At 41.7% G+C, this 24,494-nt stretch carries 15 protein-coding genes and 7 pseudogenes; 9 read left to right on the forward strand and 13 right to left on the reverse strand.

Annotated elements, in window-relative coordinates:
* Window positions 1-205 precede the first annotated feature (205 nt).
* Entirely contained in the window at window positions 206-3,190 is a 2,985-nt protein-coding gene (locus LEPTO7376_RS00290) for a filamentous hemagglutinin N-terminal domain-containing protein (protein WP_083891021.1), read from the reverse strand.
* A gap of 130 nt (window positions 3,191-3,320) precedes the next feature.
* Window positions 3,321-4,295 carry a protein-methionine-sulfoxide reductase catalytic subunit MsrP gene (msrP, locus tag LEPTO7376_RS00295; RefSeq protein ID WP_015132303.1) on the reverse strand — a complete coding sequence of 325 codons (975 nt, stop codon included), beginning with the start codon at window positions 4,293-4,295 and terminating at the stop codon, window positions 3,321-3,323.
* Window positions 4,296-4,410: 115 nt separating this feature from the next.
* Between msrP and LEPTO7376_RS00300 the strand changes: the two genes are divergently transcribed.
* Window positions 4,411-5,676 (forward strand): MFS transporter, encoded by a 1,266-nt coding sequence (locus LEPTO7376_RS00300; RefSeq protein ID WP_015132304.1) that lies wholly within the window; start codon window positions 4,411-4,413, stop codon window positions 5,674-5,676.
* 4 nt (window positions 5,677-5,680) lie between these two features.
* Here the strand turns inward: LEPTO7376_RS00300 and LEPTO7376_RS00305 are convergent, their stop codons facing one another.
* On the reverse strand, window positions 5,681-6,286 hold the full coding sequence (locus LEPTO7376_RS00305) for a Uma2 family endonuclease (RefSeq protein WP_041764543.1): 606 nt from the start codon (window positions 6,284-6,286) through the stop codon (window positions 5,681-5,683).
* A 133-nt stretch (window positions 6,287-6,419) separates the two neighbouring features.
* On the reverse strand, window positions 6,420-7,340 hold the full coding sequence (gene argF, locus LEPTO7376_RS00310) for an ornithine carbamoyltransferase (protein WP_015132306.1): 921 nt from the start codon (window positions 7,338-7,340) through the stop codon (window positions 6,420-6,422).
* Between the two features lie 227 nt (window positions 7,341-7,567).
* Between argF and LEPTO7376_RS00315 the strand changes: the two are divergent.
* The 3 genes and pseudogenes from LEPTO7376_RS00315 to LEPTO7376_RS00325 all read left to right on the forward strand — a co-directional run bounded on the left by LEPTO7376_RS00315 (window position 7,568) and on the right by LEPTO7376_RS00325 (window position 11,040).
* Window positions 7,568-9,479 (forward strand): annotated as a pseudogene (locus tag LEPTO7376_RS00315) (AMP-dependent synthetase/ligase).
* A gap of 177 nt (window positions 9,480-9,656) precedes the next feature.
* On the forward strand, window positions 9,657-10,109 hold the full coding sequence (locus LEPTO7376_RS00320; protein WP_015132307.1) for a YlqD family protein: 453 nt from the start codon (window positions 9,657-9,659) through the stop codon (window positions 10,107-10,109).
* A gap of 94 nt (window positions 10,110-10,203) precedes the next feature.
* On the forward strand, window positions 10,204-11,040 hold the full coding sequence (locus LEPTO7376_RS00325) for a prephenate/arogenate dehydrogenase (protein ID WP_015132308.1): 837 nt from the start codon (window positions 10,204-10,206) through the stop codon (window positions 11,038-11,040).
* A gap of 39 nt (window positions 11,041-11,079) precedes the next feature.
* Here the strand turns inward: LEPTO7376_RS00325 and LEPTO7376_RS00330 are convergent, their stop codons facing one another.
* The 5 genes from LEPTO7376_RS00330 to LEPTO7376_RS00350 form a co-directional block, all read right to left on the reverse strand.
* On the reverse strand, window positions 11,080-12,567 hold the full coding sequence (locus LEPTO7376_RS00330) for a hypothetical protein (RefSeq protein ID WP_015132309.1): 1,488 nt from the start codon (window positions 12,565-12,567) through the stop codon (window positions 11,080-11,082).
* Between the two features lie 61 nt (window positions 12,568-12,628).
* The gene (locus tag LEPTO7376_RS00335) at window positions 12,629-14,482 is read right to left on the reverse strand and encodes an ABC transporter ATP-binding protein (RefSeq protein ID WP_015132310.1); all 1,854 of its coding nucleotides are present in this window, start codon (window positions 14,480-14,482) and stop codon (window positions 12,629-12,631) included.
* A gap of 33 nt (window positions 14,483-14,515) precedes the next feature.
* On the reverse strand, window positions 14,516-15,571 hold the full coding sequence (pseI, locus tag LEPTO7376_RS00340) for a pseudaminic acid synthase (RefSeq protein ID WP_015132311.1): 1,056 nt from the start codon (window positions 15,569-15,571) through the stop codon (window positions 14,516-14,518).
* A 35-nt stretch (window positions 15,572-15,606) separates the two neighbouring features.
* Window positions 15,607-16,131, reverse strand: coding sequence for a DapH/DapD/GlmU-related protein (locus LEPTO7376_RS00345; protein WP_015132312.1), 525 nt, complete (start codon window positions 16,129-16,131; stop codon window positions 15,607-15,609).
* A 154-nt stretch (window positions 16,132-16,285) separates the two neighbouring features.
* Window positions 16,286-17,290 (reverse strand): phytanoyl-CoA dioxygenase family protein, encoded by a 1,005-nt coding sequence (locus LEPTO7376_RS00350; RefSeq protein WP_216700273.1) that lies wholly within the window; start codon window positions 17,288-17,290, stop codon window positions 16,286-16,288.
* A gap of 841 nt (window positions 17,291-18,131) precedes the next feature.
* Here LEPTO7376_RS00350 and LEPTO7376_RS24135 point away from each other — a divergent pair.
* Window positions 18,132-18,284, forward strand: a pseudogene (locus tag LEPTO7376_RS24135) (transposase); the annotation flags it as partial.
* 64 nt (window positions 18,285-18,348) lie between these two features.
* Here the strand turns inward: LEPTO7376_RS24135 and LEPTO7376_RS24140 are convergent.
* Together LEPTO7376_RS24140 and LEPTO7376_RS25460 are read right to left on the reverse strand one after the other, a co-directional pair.
* A protein-coding gene (locus LEPTO7376_RS24140; RefSeq protein ID WP_015132314.1) for an IS1 family transposase occupies window positions 18,349-19,043 on the reverse strand; the annotation gives its coding sequence in 2 pieces (ribosomal slippage) (window positions 18,349-18,719 and window positions 18,719-19,043; 696 coding nt in all).
* Between the two features lie 77 nt (window positions 19,044-19,120).
* A protein-coding gene (locus LEPTO7376_RS25460; protein ID WP_225901154.1) for an IS1 family transposase occupies window positions 19,121-19,829 on the reverse strand; the annotation gives its coding sequence in 2 pieces (ribosomal slippage) (window positions 19,121-19,538 and window positions 19,537-19,829; 711 coding nt in all).
* Between the two features lie 62 nt (window positions 19,830-19,891).
* On the opposite strand from LEPTO7376_RS25460, the gene LEPTO7376_RS25465 reads away from it, so the two are divergent.
* Window positions 19,892-20,020 (forward strand): helix-turn-helix domain-containing protein, encoded by a 129-nt coding sequence (locus LEPTO7376_RS25465; protein ID WP_083891025.1) that lies wholly within the window; start codon window positions 19,892-19,894, stop codon window positions 20,018-20,020.
* A gap of 337 nt (window positions 20,021-20,357) precedes the next feature.
* Window positions 20,358-21,228: pseudogene (locus tag LEPTO7376_RS28815) on the forward strand (IS630 family transposase).
* Between the two features lie 36 nt (window positions 21,229-21,264).
* Here LEPTO7376_RS28815 and LEPTO7376_RS00385 read toward each other — a convergent pair.
* Window positions 21,265-21,728, reverse strand: a pseudogene (locus tag LEPTO7376_RS00385) (IS630 family transposase); the annotation flags it as partial.
* A 109-nt stretch (window positions 21,729-21,837) separates the two neighbouring features.
* Here LEPTO7376_RS00385 and LEPTO7376_RS27030 point away from each other — a divergent pair.
* Window positions 21,838-22,081 (forward strand): annotated as a pseudogene (locus LEPTO7376_RS27030) (transposase); the annotation flags it as partial.
* A gap of 77 nt (window positions 22,082-22,158) precedes the next feature.
* Window positions 22,159-23,018 (forward strand): annotated as a pseudogene (locus LEPTO7376_RS00390) (IS982 family transposase).
* 191 nt (window positions 23,019-23,209) lie between these two features.
* On the opposite strand, the pseudogene LEPTO7376_RS23100 reads toward LEPTO7376_RS00390, so the two are convergent.
* A pseudogene (locus LEPTO7376_RS23100) lies at window positions 23,210-24,031 on the reverse strand (IS5 family transposase).
* Window positions 24,032-24,494 lie beyond the last annotated feature (463 nt).

The raw sequence follows: 24,494 nt of genomic DNA on the forward strand, positions 1-24,494 counted from the left end.
GTCAATAAAAAGTAGCAGGAAATACCGAATTATTTCTTATCTAATTACCATTTTGCGTGGAATTCATGTCAATGGGAGATTTTTTTGTAAATTAGCACCCTCGTTTATAAATTCATGATGATCACTGGCTATATGCCCCAAGAGTTTGAATAATATCGCGATCATTAAAAACGAGGCGATCGCCAAGGAGAGAGGAACAGTTTGTTTATCGAGAAATTGAAGCGAACCCAGAACAAGTTGCATTACTCGTCAATATCGGAGGTTTAGCGGCTGTTGAAATTAATTCAATGTCGCTAGCATTAGTTCGATGCCAGCCATTGGTGGCAGTTAGAGGTTGTGTTACCGGTTGGTCGGAAGAAAGAGAGGGTATTTTAGCGTCACCATTATTCTCAAAAGAGACGGTACGCATATCGATCCAGAAGTGGCGATTTTGAATCAATGTTCCGACAGGGCTTGGTGGAAGACCTCCACGTCCAGTGATAGTAAAAGTATTGCCCTTACTGTTGTCGCAAGTATAGGAGATTTCTTTATCTGGAGCCTTTAACCTATTGAGCAAGGCGATCCAAAATATATTTTGTTCTCCTTTAGAGCTATTAATTTCTACAATGCCACTCACTCCAAATCCGAGGCTCCCTCCTAATTCAGCACCGGGGACAATGTCACTTTTAGGGGTTTGTTGAGGACGAAACCTAAGGCCGAATAAGCCCTGTGTCGTAATGCTAATGCGACCATCATTTCCAGTTAATGACTGAGCGACAATGTCAGTATTTTCTAAAGGCAAACCAACTATTAACGGTGCTGTCAAATTAATATCACCAGCGTTACCATTACGGGTCGCTGTCGATAGCAAACTGTTATCTCTTAAAAGCAAAGCTTCACCCGCATTCACTGTGAGATCACTACCATCTCCATCATTTGCAAGTGCTGTGATCTGTCCTCTCTCTAATGTCACTCTTGTTGGGACGGCGATCGCCACATCTCCGGCAGACCCTCCACTAGATAAATTATTGGCAGTAATCTTGGCATCAGTCAGCGTTAATTCACCAGCACTCAAGTTAATATCACCACCATTGCCAATTGACCCTGGTAACGCTTGACTTTGAATGGTTCCCGTCTCTGAAACTTTGACTAAACCGGTTGCCGTAATCTCGATTTGCCCTGCATTATTGCCGCCAGCCGTACTCGCTGTAATATCACCACCTTGTAGAGTTAAATCATTGGTTTGGACTCTAATTTGACCCGCTTGACCCGTTGCTCCAGTACGAACTGCTGTGGTGAAACCACCACGGTTACCCATTAGAGTTTGGCCACTAATATTGATTGTCTGTGCCTGCACATCGATACTGCCGCCATTGCCTGAGCCTTCCGTTGCAGCATCAATGATTGCACCATTTTGTAGGGTTAATGTGTTTGTGTTTAGCGTAATCCCCCCTCCTGTTCCCGCCACATTGCCAATCACACCAGATTTAATTGAGGCAGTTCCTCGCAGTGACTCAATGGCGCCATCTAGTTCAACCGTTTGAGCATTAATCAAAACATTGCCAGCCGTGCCTGCTGCCCGTGCAGATGAATTGATTACAGAGCCGTCTCTCAACTCCAAGCGTTCTGCGTCAATAAAAATATCTCCGCCCTGGGCGATCGCCAAAGCATCTGGATCGACTTCTGTGGTGATAGCACTACCAAAACCGCGATCATTGATGCCGGACAAGGAAACTAGGCTCGCTCCAATCTGAATGTTGCCGCCCTGTCCAGTGTTTTCTGTATCTACATCAATGAGAGCGCCATCCATGAGGAAAAGCCGATCTGCTTGCAAGAATAGGTTGCCCCCAGCGCCACTTTCTTCTGTTTCAAGGGTAAGAATTGTCCCTAAACCATCCGCTTGAACTCCACGTAGGATGACATCTCCTGTTGCCGTAAGTCTAAAGTCTCCGGCGTCCCCTGGACCTTCAGATTCTGCTCCCAAAACAGCTCCATCAGCTAAGAATGTTTGCGTATTGATGATGACATCGCCACCTCGACCCGTTGCACCAACTTCATCGTCAACTTCTGAGCGAATGGAACTAAAACCATCAGCGACTCCCTGTCCACTGACTTCGACGTAATCTGCATCGATATTGATACTGCCGCCTGTACCAACGCTTTCTGTCTGCGAGAAGATGGATGCTCCATCGCGGACGAGTAGACGTTCCGTGAAAATATTGATATCAGCTCCTTCTCCTCCGGCTGTGGCATCATCATCAACCTCACTAAAAATTAGACTTTCGCTCCCAGAGGTATTTTCATCGGTAAGCAATACTTGTTCAGACCCATAAATACTGATATCATCAGCGGCGATCGCCCCGTCATTAATAACGCGGATACTTGATTGCTCTTTTAAGGTGATATTTCGACCTTGGATCTGGACAGCACCGCCACCATTACCGCGATTAAAAATATCAGAATCATTTTGCAGCGTAATATCACGCCACTCGCCGACGGTTGGTTGGGTACCCAAGGCTTGTTGATTATTGGCCATTGTTAGGGGCACAAAGGCATTGGCGGCGGCAAAGAGTTCGACTCGACCTTCTGATGCCTCCAGTACTCCTGCATCAAGGGTGACCGTTCCTCCGACAAAACCGATAGTTTGTCCAGAGCCAATTTCTAAAACGCCATCATCAATAAAAATCTCGCCGGGATTTGTTCCTAGCTGTAATCCCATTGGCGTTGAAATTGTCAATAGTGGAGCTGGGTTAGCTGTCGCTGCACTGAACTCTAGATTATTCCTAAAGACAAGACTATCGGCCGTCGTTGCGATGAAGGAGCCGGGTAAGCTTAAGCTTGCACTTGGGCCGAAGGTAATACCATTTGGATTTAGCAGATATAAATCTGGATTGTTACCACCAGTCAATATCAGGTTGCTATCAATAAATGATGGATTGTTGCCTGTGACTCGACCGATAACGATATCGACCAAGTTTTGACTCATATTCAAATTAAAGGTGACGTCGGCAAACCCTGGCGAAAATTCAGAAAAACTATGGAATAGCGCTGTTGACTGTTGAGTTCCGCCAGTAATATCCAGAGAGCTGATTCCACTCACTACTGTCCCGACAGTACCATCAGCTGCCACGATCTGTGCTGTGGCTTGTGTTTCGAGCACAACCAATAGCCCGCCGAAACACAGTAATGGTAATAGTCTGCTTGACCCCATTAACTTTATGATTTTTCTCTCGACATATTGATTCAACCATAGCGACTAATCTGCCATATCAAGATACGGCTACAGAATCAATATCAATGGTGGCGATCGCCGATATTATGCCTGAGGATGGTCACTGCCGCTAGCTATATAACGCCCCGACATAATCTCCATAACCGTTGTAGGGTAAAGTCTCTTTAATTTCCCAACTGAACTCGCTACTATTGCCAATAAACTTCTCTGTCGCCTGAGACCAGCGGGGATGCGGTACATCTGGTTCGACATTGGCCTCAAATTTATATTCGTGAGAATCGAGAGTATTCCAATAGGTTTTAGGCTGCTCGGCGAGAAACTCAATTTTGACGATAGATTTTGCCCCTTTAAAGCCATATTTCCAAGGCACGACCATCCGCAATGGCGCACCATGTTGTTTCGGTAAATCATGGCCATAAATACCGAGGGCAAAAAAGGCGAGATCGTTATTCATCTCTTCGATGCTCAAACCTTCTGTGTAAGGCCAAGGCAAACTACCGAGGTGAAAACCGGGCCCATAAGTGACGTTTTCGTCGTAGTAGGTAGAGAAACTTACAAATTTGGCGTTACTTTTGGGGTTAACTGCCTTAATGAGTTCGCGCATTGGGAAGCCAGTCCAAGGCAAGACCATAGACCATGCTTCAACGCACCGGAACCGATAGATTCTTTCTTCTAGGGGAAATTTTGTTTTGAGATCGTCAATGTCGTAGGTTTGAGGATTATTGACCAAGCCACCCACTTCTACTTGCCAAGGTTTGGTCGGTAAGTTTTGGGCGTTCTGCCAAATGCCTTTGGTGCCGCCGAACTCATAAAAGTTGTTGTACTGACCCGCAAAAAGTTCTTTGGTTATCGGGCGATCGCCCACTTGAAACGCTTTATTTTTCGTTGCCGATAACTTTGGTAAATCGAGAGTTTTTTTCAGTTCTGCATATTGGTCGTCTTTCGATTGGCAGCCCATCAACGTTGCGCCAATTCCTGCCCCAATCACTGTCTGAATAAACTTACGACGATTCCAATAGGACCCTTCGGCGGTCACCAAATTTTCAGAAATCGAATAGGAAGGCGGGACTTTAAAGAGAACCATATGGCTGCGGCAACGACTGTCGTTTAAGACTGTAGCGCATTTCAAGCGGTGGAGGTTCCCTCAAGCCTTGTAACACTCCTTTACAATTGAAAGGCACCATTCAAGGGGATAAGTTGTGAAGGTTTTTTTACAACTAGAGCGCAAGACGCAGGTTAATTTAGCTTTTCTGTTTTTAGCGGCACTGGGATTTTGGCTCAGTATGACCAGCTTATTACCTGTATTACCCGCTTATATCCAAGACCTTGGTGCATCGGATCAGCAGGTCGGTTTTGTGATGGGGTGTTTTGCTATTGGTCTTCTGCTCTCCCGCGCTCAATTGGGTAAGATGGCCGATGAGAAAAGCCGCAAATTAGTAATTATGATTGGCGCGGCGGTGGTGGGCATTGCACCGTGGGGCTATATTTTTCTTGATTCGATCCCAGAAATGATGGTATGGCGAGCCTTTCACGGCCTAAGTATCGCGGCATTTACAACTGGTTATAGTGCGTTGGTTGTGGATTTAGCGCCGGCAAAAAATCGTGGTGAAATTGTCAGTTATATGAGTTTGGCGATTCCGATTGGGATGTCTATTGGCCCGGTGCTCGGAGGATATCTACTCGGAACAGTCGGTTATCCGGTGATCTTTTCTGTGTCGGCTTTGTGTGGGATGACGGCGTTTATTTTTGCGAGTCAAGCGAAGGAAAAACCGCGAGTTTCGGCTGCCGATAAGAGCCCAGGCGATCGCCTATCTCTAGATAAACCAAAATTAGAAACAAACCGTCAATTTCGGGAGCTGATGGCCGAAAAAAGCCTCTATATTCCAGCTTTAGTCATGCTCTGTATTGGCTTGGTATTCGGCACATTGGTAACGTTTTTGCCGCTACATATCCGAGAGCTGGGTATCGATTTCAATACAGGCTTGTTTTATGGGGCTGCTGCGATTTCGAGTTTTTCGATTCGGATTTTAATCGGTAAAGCTTCAGATCAATTGGGGCGGGGATTATTTATTAGCGGCAGTTTGCTCTGCTATGCCTTGACGATGATTTGTTTAGCCAATGCGGATCAGCCGCCGTTGTTTATTTTGGCTGGGGCAATTGAAGGGGTCGGTGCTGGAACCCTAATCCCGATGATGATTGCGTTGATGTCGGATCGATCGTCTAGTAATGAGCGCGGTAAAGTCTATTCGCTCTGTATCGGGGGATTTGATGTGGGGATTGCGGCAGCTGGCTTTTTCCTCGGCACTGTTACCCAAACGGTCGGTTATCAAGGAGGGTTTGCGATCGCCGCTGGATTATCGCTGTTTGCTTTTGTATTGTTCCTTACCCAAGGCAATCAATATGTGAAATCATCTCTCCAATTTGCCGTCGGGAAAACAGGCGATCGCTATGCCCAGAAACTTTGATGGATTACCAGATTTTTGTCATGGGTAATTGGAAGCCTTTAAGTTCCGGTTCGCCACTGAGCACTTCCTGATTTTTGAGAATTTGTGGTTCTTGATTGGGACGATAAATATAGACAGATCGGTTCTTTCGGTCAATGAGCCAACCCAAGGAAACACCATTGTCGATATACTCGACCATCTTTTCCTTTAGTGATTTGAGCGTGTCACTTTTTGAGCGCAACTCAATTACAAAATTAGGACAAATTGGTGCAAAAGACGCTTTTTCCTCCTCTGTTAAAGCCTCCCATTTTTCTGTGCGAATCCATGAAGCATCTGGCGATCGCGTGGCCCCATTCGGCAACGTAAATCCAGCGCTGGAATCAAACCCTAAACCAGTACCATCTTTCTCTGCCCATATGCCCAACTGCATAGCGAGATTGAAGTTACGATTACCTGTGTCAGAAAAAGCGGGAGGCATAACGATTACTTCTCCTGTGGCAGTGCGTTCGATGCGTAAATCTCGGTTTGCAATGCAAAATTCATGAAATTCGTCGCGACTCATCGGCTTGGCTCTGGGCACAACCACACTCCAACCTGATGTTTCTCCTTTGATGAGTAGGTTTGTCGCCATAGGATTTTCCGCCCGACTATTGCTGATGTTTATTTTAACGGGTTGTTTCAGAGCTGTGATCGCCCCAATGCTCAAAAAAACGACCCAATTTTTGAGCATTGGATCGCGATAATGTTGAATTTTGGTGCAAACTTTAGACCGCACCCAAAAGTAATGCCATGAGTGCTTTCTGGGCATGCATCCGGTTTTCGGCCTGATCCCAAATTTTTGATTGCTTGCCTTCCATCACCTCATCGGTAATTTCTTCTCCACGGTGTGCTGGGAGACAGTGGAGGGCGATTGCCTCCTTATCAGCAATAGCCATTAGGTCACTATTGAGTTGATAGGGTTGGAAAATTGGGATGCGAGTATTCGCCAAATCTTCTTGACCCATACTGGCCCACACATCGGTGTAAATGGCATGGGCATTTTCGCAGGCTTCTTTAGGATCATGGGTAATTAAAATCCGAGAGCGATCGCCAGCAATCTTTTTCGCTTGAGCCACAATTTCTGCGCTCGGCTCATAATCCTTTGGTGTAGCAATGTGGACGTTCATACCGACCAGCGCACCACCCAGCAAAATCGAGTGTGCCACATTATTGCCATCACCCACATAGGTCATCGTTAACCCATCGAGCTTGCCAAACGTTTCTTGCATCGTTTGGAGATCTGCCAACATTTGACAGGGATGTTCGAGGTCAGTTAGAGCATTTACAATCGGAATATCGGCATAATCTGCAATTTCTTCGAGATCCTGTTGGTCAAACGTCCGAATCGCCAAAATATCAAGGTAACGGTCAAGGACGCGGGCAGTATCTTTGAGTGGTTCGCCACGGCCCACTTGGGTTCGACTAGGGTTGAGGTCGATGACATTGCCACCTAGTTCATACATCGCCACAGAGAAGGACACACGAGTACGGGTAGAAGCCTTATAGAAAAGTAAACCAAGGGTTTTTGGGCAGGTAGGTTTGATTTTTCCTGCTTTAAGATCTGCTGCAAGATTGAGCACCTCCATCATTTCTGTGGAACTCAGATCCGCAATACTCAGCAAATCCCGACCTTGTAGTGAACTCATACCTAATTCATTCCTGTGTGACGAAAAAATTATTATAAGCTGCTCGTTTCGCCAACTTGCGCCGAAATCCGCCGTTAATGAACCAAGTCAAGAAATTTTGATAGCGAATCTCACACCATTACGATTTTTTAACTGTCCACTGTTGGGAGTGATGTGGGGCAAAAACTCTTAAAGTAAGATTAAAGCCACGATTCCGGCTTCGTTTCTTTTCTGTATAAGTATTTGTCATGAGTAACTCCGCCTACGCTAAAATCCAATCTTTGTCAGAAGTCTGGGCGATCGCCGCCGATATGTACGGTGATGTTTTGGCCTTGTACGATCCTCACAGCAAGCCGGAAACTAAGTTTACCTACCAACAGCTCTGGGAGAATATCCAGCAGTTTGGAGCAGGACTACAGGTGTTAGGGATCCAGCCCGACGAAAAAGTGGCTTTGATTGCGGATAATAGCCCCCGCTGGTTTATCGCTGACCAAGGCACTATCGCTACAGGTGCGGTCAATGCGGTGCGCTCTTCCCAGGCCGAAAAGAATGAGTTGCTCTACATCTACGAAAATAGCGAAAGCCAATTTTTAATCGTTGAAGATCTAAAAACGTTTCAACGTCTTGACCCCGAAATTTCTGGAATGCAACCCAGAGGGGTGATTTTGCTCTCCGATGAGGATGTGCCAGATAGCGAGATTAAAATCCTCAATTTCTCGCAACTCATGGCATTGGGTACGGACAATGAATTGTCGATGGCTCGGCGATCGCCCGACGATTTAATGACGCTGATTTACACTTCAGGCACAACGGGCAAGCCTAAAGGTGTGATGCTGTCCCACGGCAACTTGCTTTACCAACTGCGCAATTTCGATACGGTGATGAGGCCACGGATTGGCGATCCAGTGTTGAGCATTTTACCGACGTGGCATTCCTATGAACGAACCTCTGAGTACTACTTGCTATCCCAGGGCTGTACCCAGATTTATACGAGCATTCGCCACATCAAAAAAGATCTCAAAGCTTATAAACCCGCCTATATGGTTGCAGTCCCCCGTATTTGGGAATCAATTTATGAAGGCGTTCAGAAAAATTTCCGAGAGCAACCACCCAATAAACAAAAGTTAGTCAACTTTTTCCTCGATCTCTCCACCAAATATGTCTACGCGAATCGCATTGCAAAAAATCTCAGTCTCGATCATCTTTATGTTTCTGCTGGGGAAAGGTTTATTAATAAACTTAAGGCGATCGCCCTATTACCTTTCCATCTTCTTGGCGAGAAACTCGTCTACAACAAAATCCGTGAAGCAACAGGTGGCAAAATCCGCTATGTCGTCAGCGGTGGCGGTTCTCTAGCAAGACATATCGATACCTTTTTTGAAATTGTTGGTGTGACGATTTTAGTCGGCTACGGCTTGACTGAAACGTCCCCCGTAACCAATGCTCGCCGCCCAGAGCGTAATGTGCGTGGTAGCTCAGGCCCAGCACTTCCCGGTACGGAAGTTCGCATTGTCGATCTTGAGACCCGTCAAAATTTATCCCAAGGCGAAAAAGGCTTAGTGCTTCTCCGTGGCCCTCAAATTATGCAGGGCTACTACCGTAAACCTGAAGCGACAGCGAAGGCCATTGATGCAGATGGTTGGTTCGATCGATAGTGGTGATATTGGCTGGCTCACTCCCCAAGGTGACCTCGTACTCACTGGTCGTGCAAAAGATACGATTGTGCTTAGCAATGGCGAAAATATTGAACCTCAGCCCCTTGAAGATGCCTGCGCCCGCAGCGCCTATATCGACCAAATTATGTTGGTTGGCCAAGATCAAAAATCCCTAGGCGCATTAATTGTGCCTAACCTCGAAGCTCTCGACAAATGGGCAGCTGAAAGCAACTCAGGCCTAAAAATTCCTAGCGCTGAAACACCGTTAGAGACTTTGCATCAGACTGATTTATATAGCAAGGCTGTATTGAAATTATTCAAGACTGAAATTACCCGAGAAGTGAAAAATCGTCCTGGCTATCGTGCGGATGATCGCATTACAAATTTTGCGTTAATTCTTGAGCCTTTCTCGATGGAGAATGGCTTGATGACCCAAACCCTTAAGGTGAAACGTCCCATTGTGACGCAGAAATATCAAGCTCTAATTGATGAACTTTATGCTTAATCTCCTCGTCTTGGCCAAAATAAATATCGGGATCTAGGCGATCGCGTTTCGTAGATCTTTACAGAAGCTCAATGAAGAAATTGCTTTGCAATCGGATATTGATGCTAACCTGAAAATGTTTTGCGTGTTGATAAGCGTAATAGAAACAGAAATTTTATAAACCCTAGGACAATTCAAATGGACGAAAATCAAGATCTTTCTGTGACCCTAAAGCGGCCAATAAACCTCAAAGTTATCGTCACCCCCCGTTGGAAGCAAGAAGTCCAACAGCAACTGCAGGGACAAATCACCAACCTTGATTCTCAGCTTGAGCAAATTGATGTTCAGGGTAATCGCACAATTAATGAGCTAAAACAGCAAAGTATTAGCCCCACGCCCCCTCAAGTGGCCCAGCAAATTGAAAATATTCAGATGCAGGTCAACAAAAAGAAGAGCGAGATTCTCGAGAAAAAGAATCAAGCACTTCAGCAACTCCAACAAGTCCAGACCCTTGAATTAGAGCAAGAGTTCTTCCAAGGTCAGATGGAAAGCTTCTTTGAAATCAAAAAAGGTGACAACCTTGTCAAAAAGCTAAATGTTGAAATCCTTGTCCGTGATGGCATCGTTGAAGAAATTCGTGGTGCAATGTAATCGAAAGTTGCGTTTTTATTAATCAGTAACTAATTTACAAACTTTTCCCTGATACTACTGAGTATTGGGGTTTTTTGTTGTTGGAGCATATTGTATGAAAATCGGTATTGTTGGACTCGGTTTGATTGGTGGTTCGTTGGCGATCGCTTTCAAAAAAGCTGGATTAGAAGTAATTGGTGTATCTCGAAAAGACTCTACTTGCCAAACAGCCCTAGACCGTCAAATTGTTGCTCAAGCAGGCACTGATTTAGCCTTAATGAAAACTGCTGATGTCGTTTTTTTGTGCACACCAATTGATTATGTGATTGACTCAGCAAAAGCTGTAATCCCTCACCTCAAACCCGATGCAATTTTGACAGATGTGGCCTCAGTCAAAGGAGAAATCGTCCAGGCGATCGCCCCATTATGGCCAAATTTTGTAGGCGGACATCCAATGGCAGGTACCGCAGAACAAGGGATTAATGCTGCACTTGAGGATTTATTTGTTGATGCACCTTATGTCTTAACGCCTATAGAAACGACCTCACAAAAAACAATTGCAACACTGCAAGAACTTATTAAACATCTCCAAAGCCGCTATTATTCATGTTCTCCAGAAGTTCATGATCAATCAGTTGCATGGATTTCACACCTACCTGTATTTGTGAGTGCTAGTTTAATTGCTGCTTGTATGAGCGAAGAAGATCCAGAAATTCTTGAAATGGCACAATCTCTTGCAAGCTCAGGCTTTCGTGATACTAGTCGAGTCGGGGGAGGCAATCCAGAACTCGGTTTAATGATGGCTCAATATAATAAAGACGCTCTGCGGCGATCTCTCTATGCCTATCAACAGGAATTAGAACAGATAATCAACAAAATTGAAGAGGAAAATTGGGAGGTGATCGCTAGCAGTTTAAATAAAACTCAATCTCAACGTTCTCGCTACATATAAATCTTGTGATTATTTCTGGTTGGTAAAGCACTAAATTATTTAAGAGATGAAATCTCTGATTCTATTTAACTTTTTTCTGAAGTCTCGCACCACTTTCACTAGATAATATGGTTTGGTTGTAATATATTGCCCATTGTAACTAATGTCCAAAATACTTTCTTGTTGAAAAAACTTAAAAGGAATACCATTGGTTGCCATATAGTAAGCATACTTAAGAGAATTTTCTTTTCGCTGTTCTAATTCTTTGTCACTCAACTGGAAATCTCTTCCCCGAATAATTGATATTAGTTCTGCGTGAGAATTGGGCACAATACAAGCACCTAAATCCTCATATATTGACTTTCCAGCTAGGATAGATGTTTTTTTATGAAAAACAGCCTCAATACCAATTGTTGATCCAAATGTAATAACGCAATCACAAGCCGCTAATAATTTATAAGAACTGCATGAATCCTGAGCCTCAATAATATACAAATTACGAAATTTATTCTTCAGCTTTTGAATAAATTTCGTCTGTGAATTTTCCTTGTATTTTAAATTTGGGTGTACTCGCAAGTACAAGCTAAGATCTGATATAGGTTCTAAGTTTTTTGCTATTTCTAATATGCCTTGATTTTGATCTTGATAAAAAGGATTTTTCCAACCTGGAATAGTAGCAACTTCGTTTTCGGAAGAATTGAAAATAACAATGTTAGTGTTTTGAGAATTAAAAGATATGGGCAGTTTATCTTGTTGATCTTTTGTGAAAGAAAACCAAGCTTGATCTTTTCCCGATGCTTGGGCCTGGAACCAAACTGATGCTACATCTCTTTTGTCTTGTTGAGTCTTTTCTGAATTATTCCAAGCCAAATCAAGTTGATGTTTTCGAATAGATAAGTTGTGAGGATAATCATTTTCGGTCAGTGTATATTTGTTGATGATTCCCGATCGCTCATGTACAAAAGTCTGAATTTTTAGTTCTTGAGCTGCTCGCAGTGCTGGACGCATTGTCGATGTCCTGCCATTAAAGAGATAAAAAAGATCATATTGATTGTTTGATAAATGATTTTTGATGGAAAAGTACACTTCCATCGCCATTCGTCTATTTTTTTCTATGAAAAATATTTGGGCAGTAATATCAGGATGTGCTTCTTTTGTGACATCAATTAATGAAGATAAAACAGACATGCCAATATCACATTGGTTAATAGAGAAATCAGTCAATTCTTCTCGTGTTTTAATCGTATTATCTGATTCTTTTTGAATAAAAATATAGTCTTCATTAGATAAATATTTCCAAGGCAAAAAATCAACTTTATCTGTTAAATCTAATAGACTAAATCCTTTTTTTCGTCTGGCAATACAGTCATTACAACGATATTGGTGATGATCTGGGTTGGCTTGGCAACTGAGCAACTCTCCATTGCAAACTAAATAGGTGATTTTATCTCCCTTTAAGAGGTGATTTTTGATCAATTCTAAATCGGTTTCAAAGTGAATCGGGTAAACACCATAGGGATTAAAAAAGAGAATATTCTGAATTTTCATAAAATATACTTAAGCCACTAGAGTGACCATGATATTAGCAAAATTTACTTTGATAATGTCATTATTGTGATTGTTTTTGCCAGTATTGATAATAATGTTTCTTAAAAGCCAAAAGCTCTTTGTGTTTTCCTTGCTCGACGATATGGCCTTTTTCAATAACCAAAATTTCATCGGCACTACTAATCGTTGATAATCGATGAGCAACAAGAATAATCGTGCAGTTTTCCCTTAAATGTGAGATTGCTTCCTGGACAAGTTTTTCTGAATGACTATCTAGTGCACTAGTAGCTTCGTCTAAAACCAAAATGTCTGATTTCCTAAGAATTGCGCGAGCTAAAGCTAAGCGCTGACGCTGTCCACCAGAAAGTCGATAACCCCTTTCTCCTACTACTGTGGAATATCCATCCGGTAGTTCGTTGATGAACTGATTTGCTTGGGCAGCTATCGCTGCGTCTCTAACTTCTTTCTCAGATGCATTGAGATTCCCGTAGCGAATATTTTCCAGAATACTTTCATTAAATATAAATGTATCTTGACTGACGACACCCAAGTGTGAGCGCCAACTTTCTAGGGTGAATTTTTGTAGATTATTACCATCAACTAAGATTTCACCAGTAGTCGGTTGATAGAGGCCGATTAGAAGATCTGTAATTGAAGATTTACCAGCACCAGATCCCCCGACTAAAGCAATAACTTTACCCTTGGGTAGTTCAAATGAAATGTCAGTTAGCGCGAATTGCTCTGTTGAATCATACTGGAGTGAAATGTTTTTAAATTGAATACTTGTTTGTAATGCCTCAAAGGTTTCATTGCCAGCTCTAATAAATTCTTTATCTTGGTTGTCTAAAATTTTAGCGAGTCGATTGAAGTCACCAGAATTTTGGGCAATATTCCCAAACGTATTTACGATTGTATTCAAGTAAGTTGTCAAGCGGTTTAATACAGCTAAAAAAGTAACAAGAGAAGATAACAGCATAACCGATTGATTTTGTAAAATGCTGAAGCCAATCAAAAGAATCAAACCAATACTTGTTAATGTTAAAGCACGCCCTAAAGGTCTAATCAACCTAAAAGAACGCCCTTGAGCTTCGAGTTGAGGGACAAGCTTTTCTTCCAATTCATGAAGACTCTGTATTGCACGTTTTTGGGTTGCAAAGGTATGAATAACTCGCAACCCTTGGATGCTTTCAGTGATGTGCTTTGCTACTCCTACTTGAGCCTGAGTTGCTGATTGAGCTGTCTGACGAATTTTAGGAATGAGAACTCTTTGTAATGCAAACAAACCAACGGAAATTGCAGCTGTGACAAGTGATAAGAATGGTGAAATCGTCAATAATAATACTAATTGAGCGATCGCTGTCATCAAGTTAACAATGAAAATATTCCAATAATAAATTTCATTTCTAACAGTTGGAGCAGCCAGATTAATATAATTTGTTAAATCCCCGACTTTATAATGACTGGCACAAGTGAAACTAAAAGACATCACATGCCGAAAAATTCTCTCAGTCATCTGAGCTTGGATGCGAGCTGAAAGGTAATCAGAAGATACAGCTCCGAGATACTCCAAAGCATTCCTTAAATACTGTAAAGCGATCGCCAAAACAATCAAACTAACAAATAACTGACCCTGACTCATTTGTTCTAGCAATGAAGCCACACCAATTGCTTGTAACAAACCGTTATTCAGTAAATGAGAGGAAATATCTGGAGATTCTATAACCTGTAGAGCAATAAAAATCAGACCAAAGCTACTACCCTCAAAAATTGCAGAAATCAAATTTGCATTGAAATTTAGAGCAATCAAACCACGATTGTAATTAATTGTGCCCAAAACAACCCTATACGCAGGATTACTCACATGCTGTTTGGCAATGGTTTTTATTTTTTGCTTCCAAGATCTTAGACTTGTCATAAATTTCTGCGACTTATTGATACCGAGCAATATCTATAACAGTAGATCCCAACTCAGAGGAGTACCTTTCTGTAAGTCTTGATTTACAGCTTTGTTAATGACTAGATCATAATACTTTGGAGCTAGCCCGTATCCAGGACGAACACAACGAAGATTCTGAGAAGTCAATTTGTCTCCTGCCTTCATCTCCTCTGCAATATAAAGTGATCGTCTAAATCCCAAGGATTTTCTCTCTGCTTCCGTTGCACCATAAGTGACATTGCCTAAAGCTTGCCATGCTCGCCTTGTCTCCTCAACAAGCTGCTTCATTTCATGAGGCTCCATCGAAAATGCAGAATCAACTCCTCCTTCAGTGCGGCTTAAAGTGAAATGTTTTTCAATCATCATTGCTCCTAAAGCGACACTTGCAACCGCCACACCAATGCCCAAAGTATGGTCAGATAAACCAACTTGAACATCGAATAAATCCTTAAGATGTGGAATTGTAAGAATATTTGTATTTTCTGGTGTAGCAGGATAGGTACTGGTGCATTTGAGCAAAACTAATTCTTGACAACCAACTTCTCGCGCTGCATTCACTGTTTCATGTAGTTCTGCAATGGATGCCATACCTGTAGAAATAATCATTGGTTTACCTGTACTTGCCACTTTGCGAATTAAAGGTAAATCTGTATTTTCAAAAGATGCAATTTTGTAAAATGGAACTTCTAGAGATTCTAAAAAATCAACAGATGTTTCATCAAATGGTGTACTAAAACCAATTATTCCTAATTCTTGACAGCGTTTAAAAATAGGTTGATGCCATTCCCAAGGAGTATAGGCTTGCTGATAAAGCATATATAAAGATTGGCCATGCCAAAGAGAATTAGGATCATTAATGAAAAAATCTTCTTTTTGGCAATCGAGAGTCATTGTCTCGGCAGTATAAGTCTGGATTTTAAGAGCTTGAACTCCTGATTCTGCTGCTGCATCGACAATATCTAAAGCCTTTTCCAGAGATTGATTATGATTGCCAGACATTTCGGCAATAATTAAAGGATGAGTATTCTGTAAAAATCCACTATTATCACAAGTCTCAATTAGATTCATAGTAATTCGATTTAGAAATCGGCTTTATTTGGTATTTAAGTTTCTTTAAATCTATTTTTGATTATTTTTGCTGGTACTCCAGCAGAGACGAGACCTGTATTAATATTTTTAGTGACAACTGAATTTGCTCCAATTACACAATTATTCCCAATAGTAATACCCGGTAAGATAACGACATTAATACCGAACCAACAATCCTCTCCAATGATTATAGGCTTAGAGTAAATGCCGCCATGATTTTCTTGGTATCGCTGATCTTGTTCCCGAATACTTAAGCTTGGAATATATGAGTAAAGATGGGTTCCTGAAGAAACAAAGGCATTAGGGGCAAAAAGAACGTTTTCTCCAATAGTTATATCACCTCTGATTTGACATCTACTTTGTAAAGTCGTCTTACTACCTATTTTGATCGCTTGACCAGAACAAGTTTCTATGTGGCAATTGTCATTAATCCAGACATCATCGTTAATAATCAGTGTCGAATTTTCTGCTACTAATATTTTTGAGAATTGGCCAATAGATATGCGTTGCCCAACTAAAAGTTTTCCTTTGATTTTCACCGTAGCATCGGGATGTATTCTAAGCTTATATTTCCTTTCTTTATAAAAGCAGAAAATCCAATATTTTATATTTAGCCAATGTCTTAAATTGAGTTGTCGAGCAACTAATTTGACTTTAACAAAAAAACAGTAACTTTTTTTTTGAAACTTGTCATCATCTTTGAGAACTGACTTCAGTGAATATTTGACTGTAAGTGCGAGGATATTTTTTAAGTAATTTATTCAAGTTTGAATGCTGATAATCATGTTTATATTTGACTTTTTTGTAATTTTCTCCAAATAAACTATTGGAAAATTCAATTTGAAATAAAAGTCTATTTCCTTCATTTAATGCTTTGCCTTTATGGAATCCTCTAGTATCAGCAAAGATGATTGTTCCTTTTGGTGCACACAGTTCATGAATACAAGATTTTGGGTAATGAGATTGAATAAACTCATCAGACTTTCTTCCTTCCGACAACAAAGATTTTGGCTTTCTTATATGAGATTTCTTGACATAACAATGAGGTCCATTATTCGTATTGACATCTGTTAAATAGATGAAGATTTTCAAGAACTTAATGTGGTCCATATCGAAATGAAATTCTTGGGCTGCCTCTGAGGTTCCTTTTCCATTAAAAGGAGCACTCCACCACAATGAGTATAAATCCAAAACAGGACTACATCCTAAATATTCTTGAGCCACACTTAATAATGATTGATCTAATATCAAATCTAACAAATCTGAATTTTCATAAATCTGCTGCATATTGAACCTATAAATTGGTGAAAGTGGAATTTTTGAATTGAAAAGACTCTTTTTATCTGATAATATCTGATGTTCCTGAGATGAAATCTTGAGATGAGATAATGGAGTATTTTTTGAAAAATAAATAATTCTATCGATAGTATTCTGATCGAGTTTTTGAGATGAAATAAAATAGCCATCTTTTTTTATTTGAGCAGCTATACTTTTAATATTTTCATTAGATAAGTTACCAAGAATACCATTTGGAATTATGTTTGTATATTTAGGATGTCTGATTTTTTGAATAGTACTAATACAATCATTAAATCTGCCATCACTTAAAACAAATAGCTTTCTCATTGCTATATATGATTTGTGCGGAGTCTTTTTCCATATTTTGAAATAGATAACTCCAGCAAGCAATAAACACAAGTAAATCATCCCTTTGAAAGGAATCAACGAGTATGTGAGTGTTTTTTGTGAGATCATTATTTTATTTGCTTATAGCATTTTTTTAATGAGTTAGGGACAATAGTCACAATGAGTAAAGCAGTGCTTAATATTGGATAGAGTAACTTGTTAGAGATAGTCTTCAAAGGTTCTAGCAGTTGAAGATATTTGCGAGGTTTATCTCCTCCCAAGGAATTTTTAATTTTCGACCAATGGTTTTCAATGAATGAAAAATCTGGCAAATTGAGGAGAGGAAATATAAACTATACTCCTTGAGATTCGATAAAATGATGCACCATTTCCTCTCCATGGGTGCGAGCATCATCCATGATCACACAGGTTTCTTTCCATAATTATAGGACTAAATCTTTGATGATAAATCCTTCAAAGATAGAACGATCTGTATATCCATAGATGAGGCGTTTGGCTAACATTCCTGGAAGACTCAATGCTCTGATTACCGTGACATTTCTGTATTGTTTTGTCGAGACACTGTCCTTTGCTCTCTCTTTTCTTCTTGAGCTTGTTTGTCTTCTGATCAATGTTAGAAGATGTCTGAAAAGTCTTTATGTATGCTAAATACTGTGTAGTTTCCACTAGGTAGATCGCCTGAAAGACTAATTCTTTTTTCAGATCATCCCGATAAAAGTTACGACTAGACCCTTTTCATACAACCTCTTAGAGGCTGTTTATAAAGAAAAAGTAAAAGAAGTGTGTCCTAGAAAGAAGATGTGACTAGATTGGTTACGAGTAGAGCCTTTGAGAGGACTTGCTGATGACCGACAAAGTGTATCCTAGCGATTTAACTGATGCCGAATAGCAGTTGCTCAAACCTCTGATTTCTCCCCTCAAGACTGGTGGCTATCCCCGCACCACAGAAAATGAGACAGGTCTGCAATGCTATTTTCTGAAAACTTGCTGTCAATGGTTTTATCTCCCCAAAGATTTTTCTCCTGCTTCCACGGTTTACTACTATAGCAATGGCCAGATAGCTTAGGCCGTAGTATGGAAATTGGGCGTTGGTGAATTGAGGTATGAATCTATGAGGGTCGAGGGATAGGAACATCCCAGAACTTGAGATAGTGAATCAGCAATCGAATCGAATGCTCTAACATTTCCACAGACTTTGAATAACATAAGGTCTTTCGATGGAGTCGAGCGAGATAATGCCGCAATCGAGTGTTCTCTCCTTCGACTCGAGTCATATAGGTCTTACTGACAATCTGGTCCCCATCGGGTACAAAGATGGGATAAACTTTCCAGCCATCTGTGACGTAAAAGAAGCATCTCCAGAGACTAACGATTGCCCATAGTGGCTTGAATGTCTCTGCACTTCTGTCACCAATAGTCCAAGCAAGAATACCTGGTTGAAAGTGGTCTACTGCTGTCCAGAGCCAGACCTTGTTTTTTTAGCACCGACGAATGTTTGAAGTTCATCGAGTTCCCCGACCTGAGGCATCTCTTCCGGTTCATAAGCATCAGGCAGCAATGCACCGACTTGTTTGACCCAAGTGATGACGGTAGTGTGGTGCACTCCTTTCACTCGTTCAATGGCTCGAAAGCCCATACCGTTGACATACATTTTGAGGCATTCACGTTTGAAGGCATTTGAGTAGCCGAGCTGACTATAGTGGTCGATAAACTGACGACCGCAATCTACACAGATGTGATTCTGTTTGCCTTTTTTCTTTCCGTTCTTACGGATATGAGTAGATTGGCATTCTGGACATTCCATTGAGTCAACAACCTCCATTCATACCTCTATTCTGCAACGCCGGAAATTGTTGTATGAAGTAAAAAATGCCGGTAGTCCTAACGAGATAAGGATGCGTTGTAGTGATGGACAAAAAGCCAGACAGCTCCGATATGGTTCTCTACTTTCTTGGAGAAAGACAACGTTTTTCTGACCAGATGTAAAACTCTCTGACGTAAAGTACAGTTGAAACGCTCGATAGAGCTGGCTTTACCAGTCTCTTTACCCATAGCCTTATGACGTTTGTCCGAGAATACCATGCCATAGGCTTGCCAAAAGTCCGTATAAGCCACAGCACATTGACGATAGACCGGAGGTAAAGATGCCCATAGCTGTCTTGCCCCAAACTCGTCATGAGCTCCCACATAAAGTCCAACAATTTCACTGGTATCGATATCCAATGCCAACCAAATCCAGTATTTTTGCTGTTTGTTACCGACGAAAGACCACATTTCATTGCATTGAACTATCAATCGCCTTTTTTTTCGATGACACATTCACTTGTTTCGGTATGGCTTCATATTTTTGATTGACATAGTTCTGTCGCCAAAGCTCTGAAACGTTACAAACTCTGGCAATACCAGCCAGAAGAATCTTTTCCAAGAGTAGCTTGTCAATGAATTGCTTGGTTTCAGCAGAGCTGATTTTCTGTTGAGGATTTTCGACAAATTGTCTACCACAGTCACGACATCTATGGTTTTGCTTGCCGTTATGGATACGACCATTTTTAACGACATTAGTAGACTGACAGTTTGGGCAATGGGGCATTCTCGTGAGGACTTTTTTCTTGCTCCTTTCTCTCTCATCCTTACATTTTTAGGACTACAAAAATGCCAGCTGCTTATAGTGATGACCTACGCTGTAAAGCCATTGCGGCAGTGGAACGAGGCGTTCCTCAAAAAGATGTATGTGACATGTTTAATGTTAGCCGCAGTAGCCTTTCTCTCTGGATAAAATGACAAAGGCAAACAAGAAGCTACAGCACCAAAACAGGGTATCAGAACAAAATCGCAGACTGGGAGGCATTCAAAAGCTTTGTGCAAGAGCATCCAGATAAAATCCAGGCAGAAATGGCAGAGCAGTGACCGGTTAAAGTGAGTCGTCACACATATCGAGGATGTTGGAGAAAATAGGATTTACTCGAAAAAAAGACCTATGGGTATCGAGAAAGGAATGAACAGAAGCGACAAGCATTCAAACAAGGGTTGGAAAGATTAAAACCCGAACAAATCATCTATATAGCAGGCAAGGAGTGGGTTAAGACAGAATAGGATAGAAGCAATAAACATAGATGCCATGCCTGCTCCCCATAGTCTTGATTTACGCCTAAAAGCTGTTGCCGCCTTCGATAAAGGTGAACGAAAAAGTGATATCTGTCGCTTCTTTGGTATTAGCCGAAATACGCTAGACCTGTGGCTGAAACGACGAGAGAAAATCGGTTCAGTCGCTCCGAAGACAGATTACCGTCGAGGCCCTCAACCGAAGATTAATGATCTAGATGCTTTTCGTGCTTTTGCAGAGGAATATGGGCATCTAACCCAGAAGGAAATGGCGGAGAAATGGCCAGAGTCTATTAGTGATGCATCCAGACGTGAAGCTCTACGGAAAATTGAATTTACTCGAAAAAAAGACCTATCGATATCAAGAGAGAGATAAAGAATTAGAAAAAGCATTTGTGGCACAACTGAAGCAGTATGTCCAAGAACGACTCGTATATATCGATGAAAGTGGATTTGATAATACCTTAGATTATGGGTATGGCTACTGCCATAAGTCAGAGAGGTTTATCGCAGAGAAGTTAGGTCATCGTACAGAACGAGTTAGCGTGATTGGAGGATGGCGAGAGGGAGAGCAGATAGCACCGATGGTATTTGAGGGCTATGCCAACAGCGCCTTAGTTTGCCAATGGGTAGAGGATTGCTTAGTGCCAGAGTTGATTCCGGGTCAAATTATTATTCTGGATAATGCCAGTGTTCATCCAAAGGAAAGAATACAAACATTGGTGGCGAAGGCAGGATGTGAAGTGATATTTTTGCCACCCTACTCACCACACCTGAACAAGATAGAGAAGTTTTGGGGGAGGTTAAAGAAGGAGGTAAGTAAGCTCATCAAGAAGACTGAGGATTTGTTCGATGCCATCAGAATAGCCTTCTGTTCTATGTCCTAACCTTCTCCTTCGCTGCTATAGCAGTGGTCAAAAGAGTTAAGACATAGCATCACGAAGAGTCATCTCCATTGCCTCTCTGAGAGATTGACTATATTTGAGTTGCTTTCTGATACGAGTTTTCAACCAAGACCAGCACTGTTCAATTCTGTTTAAATCTGGTGAGTAAGGAGGTAAATACCACACCTCATATTTCGCTTGCGCAAGGATTTCTGTAATCCTCCCTCCCTTGTGGAATGTGGCATTATCCAAAATCAACACCTGATGAGGTTGTAATCCTGGCAGTAAACAATTCTCTAGCCACAGCTCAAACACATGGCGATTACAAGAGCCTTCCATCGTAAAGGGAGCACACAATCTACCCTGATGCCATGCCATGCTGCAATCATATTGACTCTATCCCGACGACTTCCTGACTTGAGGTCGTAAACTCTTTCTCCTTCGAGATTATAGCCATAATCGTAGCTCCCATCTCGCTCATCCATTCCCGACTCATCAGGGTATGTACATTAATTTGTGTAAGCGGTCAAAATCAACAAATGGTTAAGGAGACCGTGACCCATGAAAAAACAGAATCAAACCAATAGAGCCGATGAACTGATTGATGAATGACTGCAAGATTGTCCAGACTCGGAATCAATTCTGGGAGAATCAGGCTTGCTACAGCAGTTGAGTAAGAGATTAATTGAAAGAGCCTTGCAAGGGGAATTGAGTCATCATCTGAATCAAGCCAAAGAAGCAGGAAAGCAGAATAGTCGAAACGGCTATTCCAAGAAAACAATCAAATACAACCCAATGGGAAATGGATATCAGCATCCCAAGGGATAGGAAAAGTGAATTTGAACCTATCTTGGTAACGTGAGTTCGGGATAAGAGAAGAAAAGGAGAAAGTGCATATTGTGGAAGTTAATAAGCAATCCACCACTTTCTCCCATGACCAGTCTAGAACCTTTGTTTTGTTCCATTGATGATTTCTGCCAAGTCTTTGAACCTCAATGGCAACAACAATTACTGGCCTCGAAACAACGGCGGCGTCGCCCCAGAAGCCTTAGTCTCAGCGAGATAATGATGATATTGATTGCATTTCATCAATCTCACTATCGTAACTTCAAGTATTTCTATCTCATCAATGTGCGTCATCACTGGCGAGGAGCCTTTCCCAGAGCCGTGAGTGACCAACGTTTTGTGGAGTGGAGTGGATGCCTTCAACATTAGTACCGCTGTGTGTCTATTTGCGTCACTGTTATGGTCAATGCACAGGAATCAGTTTCATTGATGCCACCAGTATCAAAGTTTGTCACAATCGCCGCATCTCTCAACATCGCGTTTTTGAAGGTCATGCTGCTCGAGGTAAAACCTCTGTTGGTTGGTTCTTTGGCTTCAAACTACATCTGGTTATCAATGACCATGGCGAATTACTCGATGTGAAAGTCACCCCCGGCAACACCGATGATAGAAAGCCGGTAGTGGAGCTTTTGAAAGAGTTATCGGGAAAAGTCTTTGCTGATAAAGGTTACGTCTCTCAAGCTCTGGCACAGTATTTACAAGAAGAATATGATGTGATACTTCTAGCTAAGCCTCGTCGCAATATGAAAAATCACCTGATGCTTTGGCGTGACAAAGTGTTTGCTCGTAAGCGAGCTTTAATTGAGACCGTCATTGACCAACTGAAGAATATTTCTCAGATTGAACACTCTCGCCATCGCAGTCCAGCGAACTTTTGTGTCAATCTACTTTGCGGTCTCATTGCCTATTGTCATCAGCCCAAGAAACCTTCTCTAAAACTTGATTAGAACCTTTATTCCTTATCCCGAACTCACGTTATCTTGGCACCCAAAGCTCAGAGGCGTATTCAAGGGCTAGAAAAGAAGATACTGGCTTTGTACAGTCGAGGTATAAGTACCAGAGATATTCAAGCCCAAATGTAAGAAATGTATGGCGTGGAGATTTCCTCTGGGCTAGTCAGTTGACCTCTTGCAAAAGGTTATGGCAATTCAAAATTGTAGAGACCCGCAATGAGATTGAGTCTTAATCCCCATCTCCGACGGCGGTTACGATATCGACTGGATAATATGCGGAATCTTTTGAGCATTCTGAATACCATCTCAATGGTGATTCTTTGAGCTGCTAAGAGCTGATTCTCCTGTTTCTGCTCGCAGTAAACTCTCCTCCTCTAGGCTTCTTGTGAGGAGTGTGACTCCGCTGATGCCGCTTGTGTAGACCTTGATATCCGGCGTCGGCAAGGCAGAATTGTCCCTGCTGAAAATGCACTCTACTCTTTTTGAGTAGTTTGAAGTCATGGGTGCTACCTTTCTCACAGTCACAACAGATAATCTGTGCCCACTGCCAAGCAATAACTATTTGAGCTTTAAGGGAATGATGTTTCTTTTTCCCTGAGTAGTAAAGACGTTGTTTTTTTGGGCTTTTCAATCGCCTGTTCTATGGCATCCATCACCACTACTGTCAGAGATAACTCTTCTGAACCATGGAGCTGTTTCATGCTGGGTAAGTGGCAATCGGTTTCTTTGATGAGTGTATTCTCTGTTTTTTGCACCATGCGACAAACTGTTGATTCATGAATGCCCCATGATTGAGCGATATGAAAATAAGTGCGATATTCCCTCAGATATTCCAAGATGAGGAGTAACTGATTTTCCAGGGATAAAATACTGGGACGACCGGGTTTTTGCTTTACTTTAGCTTCTGCTAGGACTTCTACCAGACGATTGAAGGTCTGAAGCTTAACTCCACAGGCTCTCCTGAATTGTTCTGTCGATAAATGTTGGAGCTGTTCGTAAGTTTGCATTTTTATCGCTATGGCTCTGTTACTTTCCTCTTTTTTACCTACTCTCATCCCTTTTGCAGGAGGTCAATTGCTTCTATGCGTCTACTATTAAGACGATTAGCCTGAAACCAGACTTTTCAGACATCCTCTTAATTCTTTTGGCGACTGCTATAAGTCTTTATCTCTCTCTGGATATCGATAGGTCTTTTTTTCGAGTAAATTCAATTTTCCGTAGAGCTTCACTTATGGATGCATCACTAAGAGGATGTCTGAAAAGGGTCTGACCGTAACTTTTGTCGAAATGAGTTGCACGTAAAAATAAGCACTTCAGGCGATCAACCTGGCGGAATTTACGCAGCATTTATCGAACATAAAGACTTTTCAGACAACCTCTAATAGGCTCTGGCTATTTCTATGCCATTTCCTTCTGGGTTAGATGCCCATATTCGTCTGGAAAAGCACGAAAAGCTTTTAGCTCATTAAC

Source organism: [Leptolyngbya] sp. PCC 7376 (assembly GCF_000316605.1).
In the GTDB taxonomy this organism is placed as follows: Bacteria; Cyanobacteriota; Cyanobacteriia; order Cyanobacteriales; family MRBY01; genus MRBY01.

Coding starts and splice junctions, on each gene's coding strand:
- LEPTO7376_RS00330 (WP_015132309.1), bottom strand. CDS start 12,567: ATGAAAATTCAGAATATTCTCTTTTTTAATCCCTATGGTGTTTACCCG.
- LEPTO7376_RS00290 (WP_083891021.1), bottom strand. CDS start 3,190: ATGGGGTCAAGCAGACTATTACCATTACTGTGTTTCGGCGGGCTATTG.
- LEPTO7376_RS00305 (WP_041764543.1), bottom strand. CDS start 6,286: ATGGCGACAAACCTACTCATCAAAGGAGAAACATCAGGTTGGAGTGTG.
- LEPTO7376_RS00325 (WP_015132308.1), top strand. CDS start 10,204: ATGAAAATCGGTATTGTTGGACTCGGTTTGATTGGTGGTTCGTTGGCG.
- LEPTO7376_RS00335 (WP_015132310.1), bottom strand. CDS start 14,482: ATGACAAGTCTAAGATCTTGGAAGCAAAAAATAAAAACCATTGCCAAA.
- LEPTO7376_RS25465 (WP_083891025.1), top strand. CDS start 19,892: ATGCCAGCTGCTTATAGTGATGACCTACGCTGTAAAGCCATTGCGGCA.
- argF (WP_015132306.1), bottom strand. CDS start 7,340: ATGAGTTCACTACAAGGTCGGGATTTGCTGAGTATTGCGGATCTGAGT.
- msrP (WP_015132303.1), bottom strand. CDS start 4,295: ATGGTTCTCTTTAAAGTCCCGCCTTCCTATTCGATTTCTGAAAATTTG.
- pseI (WP_015132311.1), bottom strand. CDS start 15,571: ATGAATCTAATTGAGACTTGTGATAATAGTGGATTTTTACAGAATACT.
- LEPTO7376_RS00320 (WP_015132307.1), top strand. CDS start 9,657: ATGGACGAAAATCAAGATCTTTCTGTGACCCTAAAGCGGCCAATAAAC.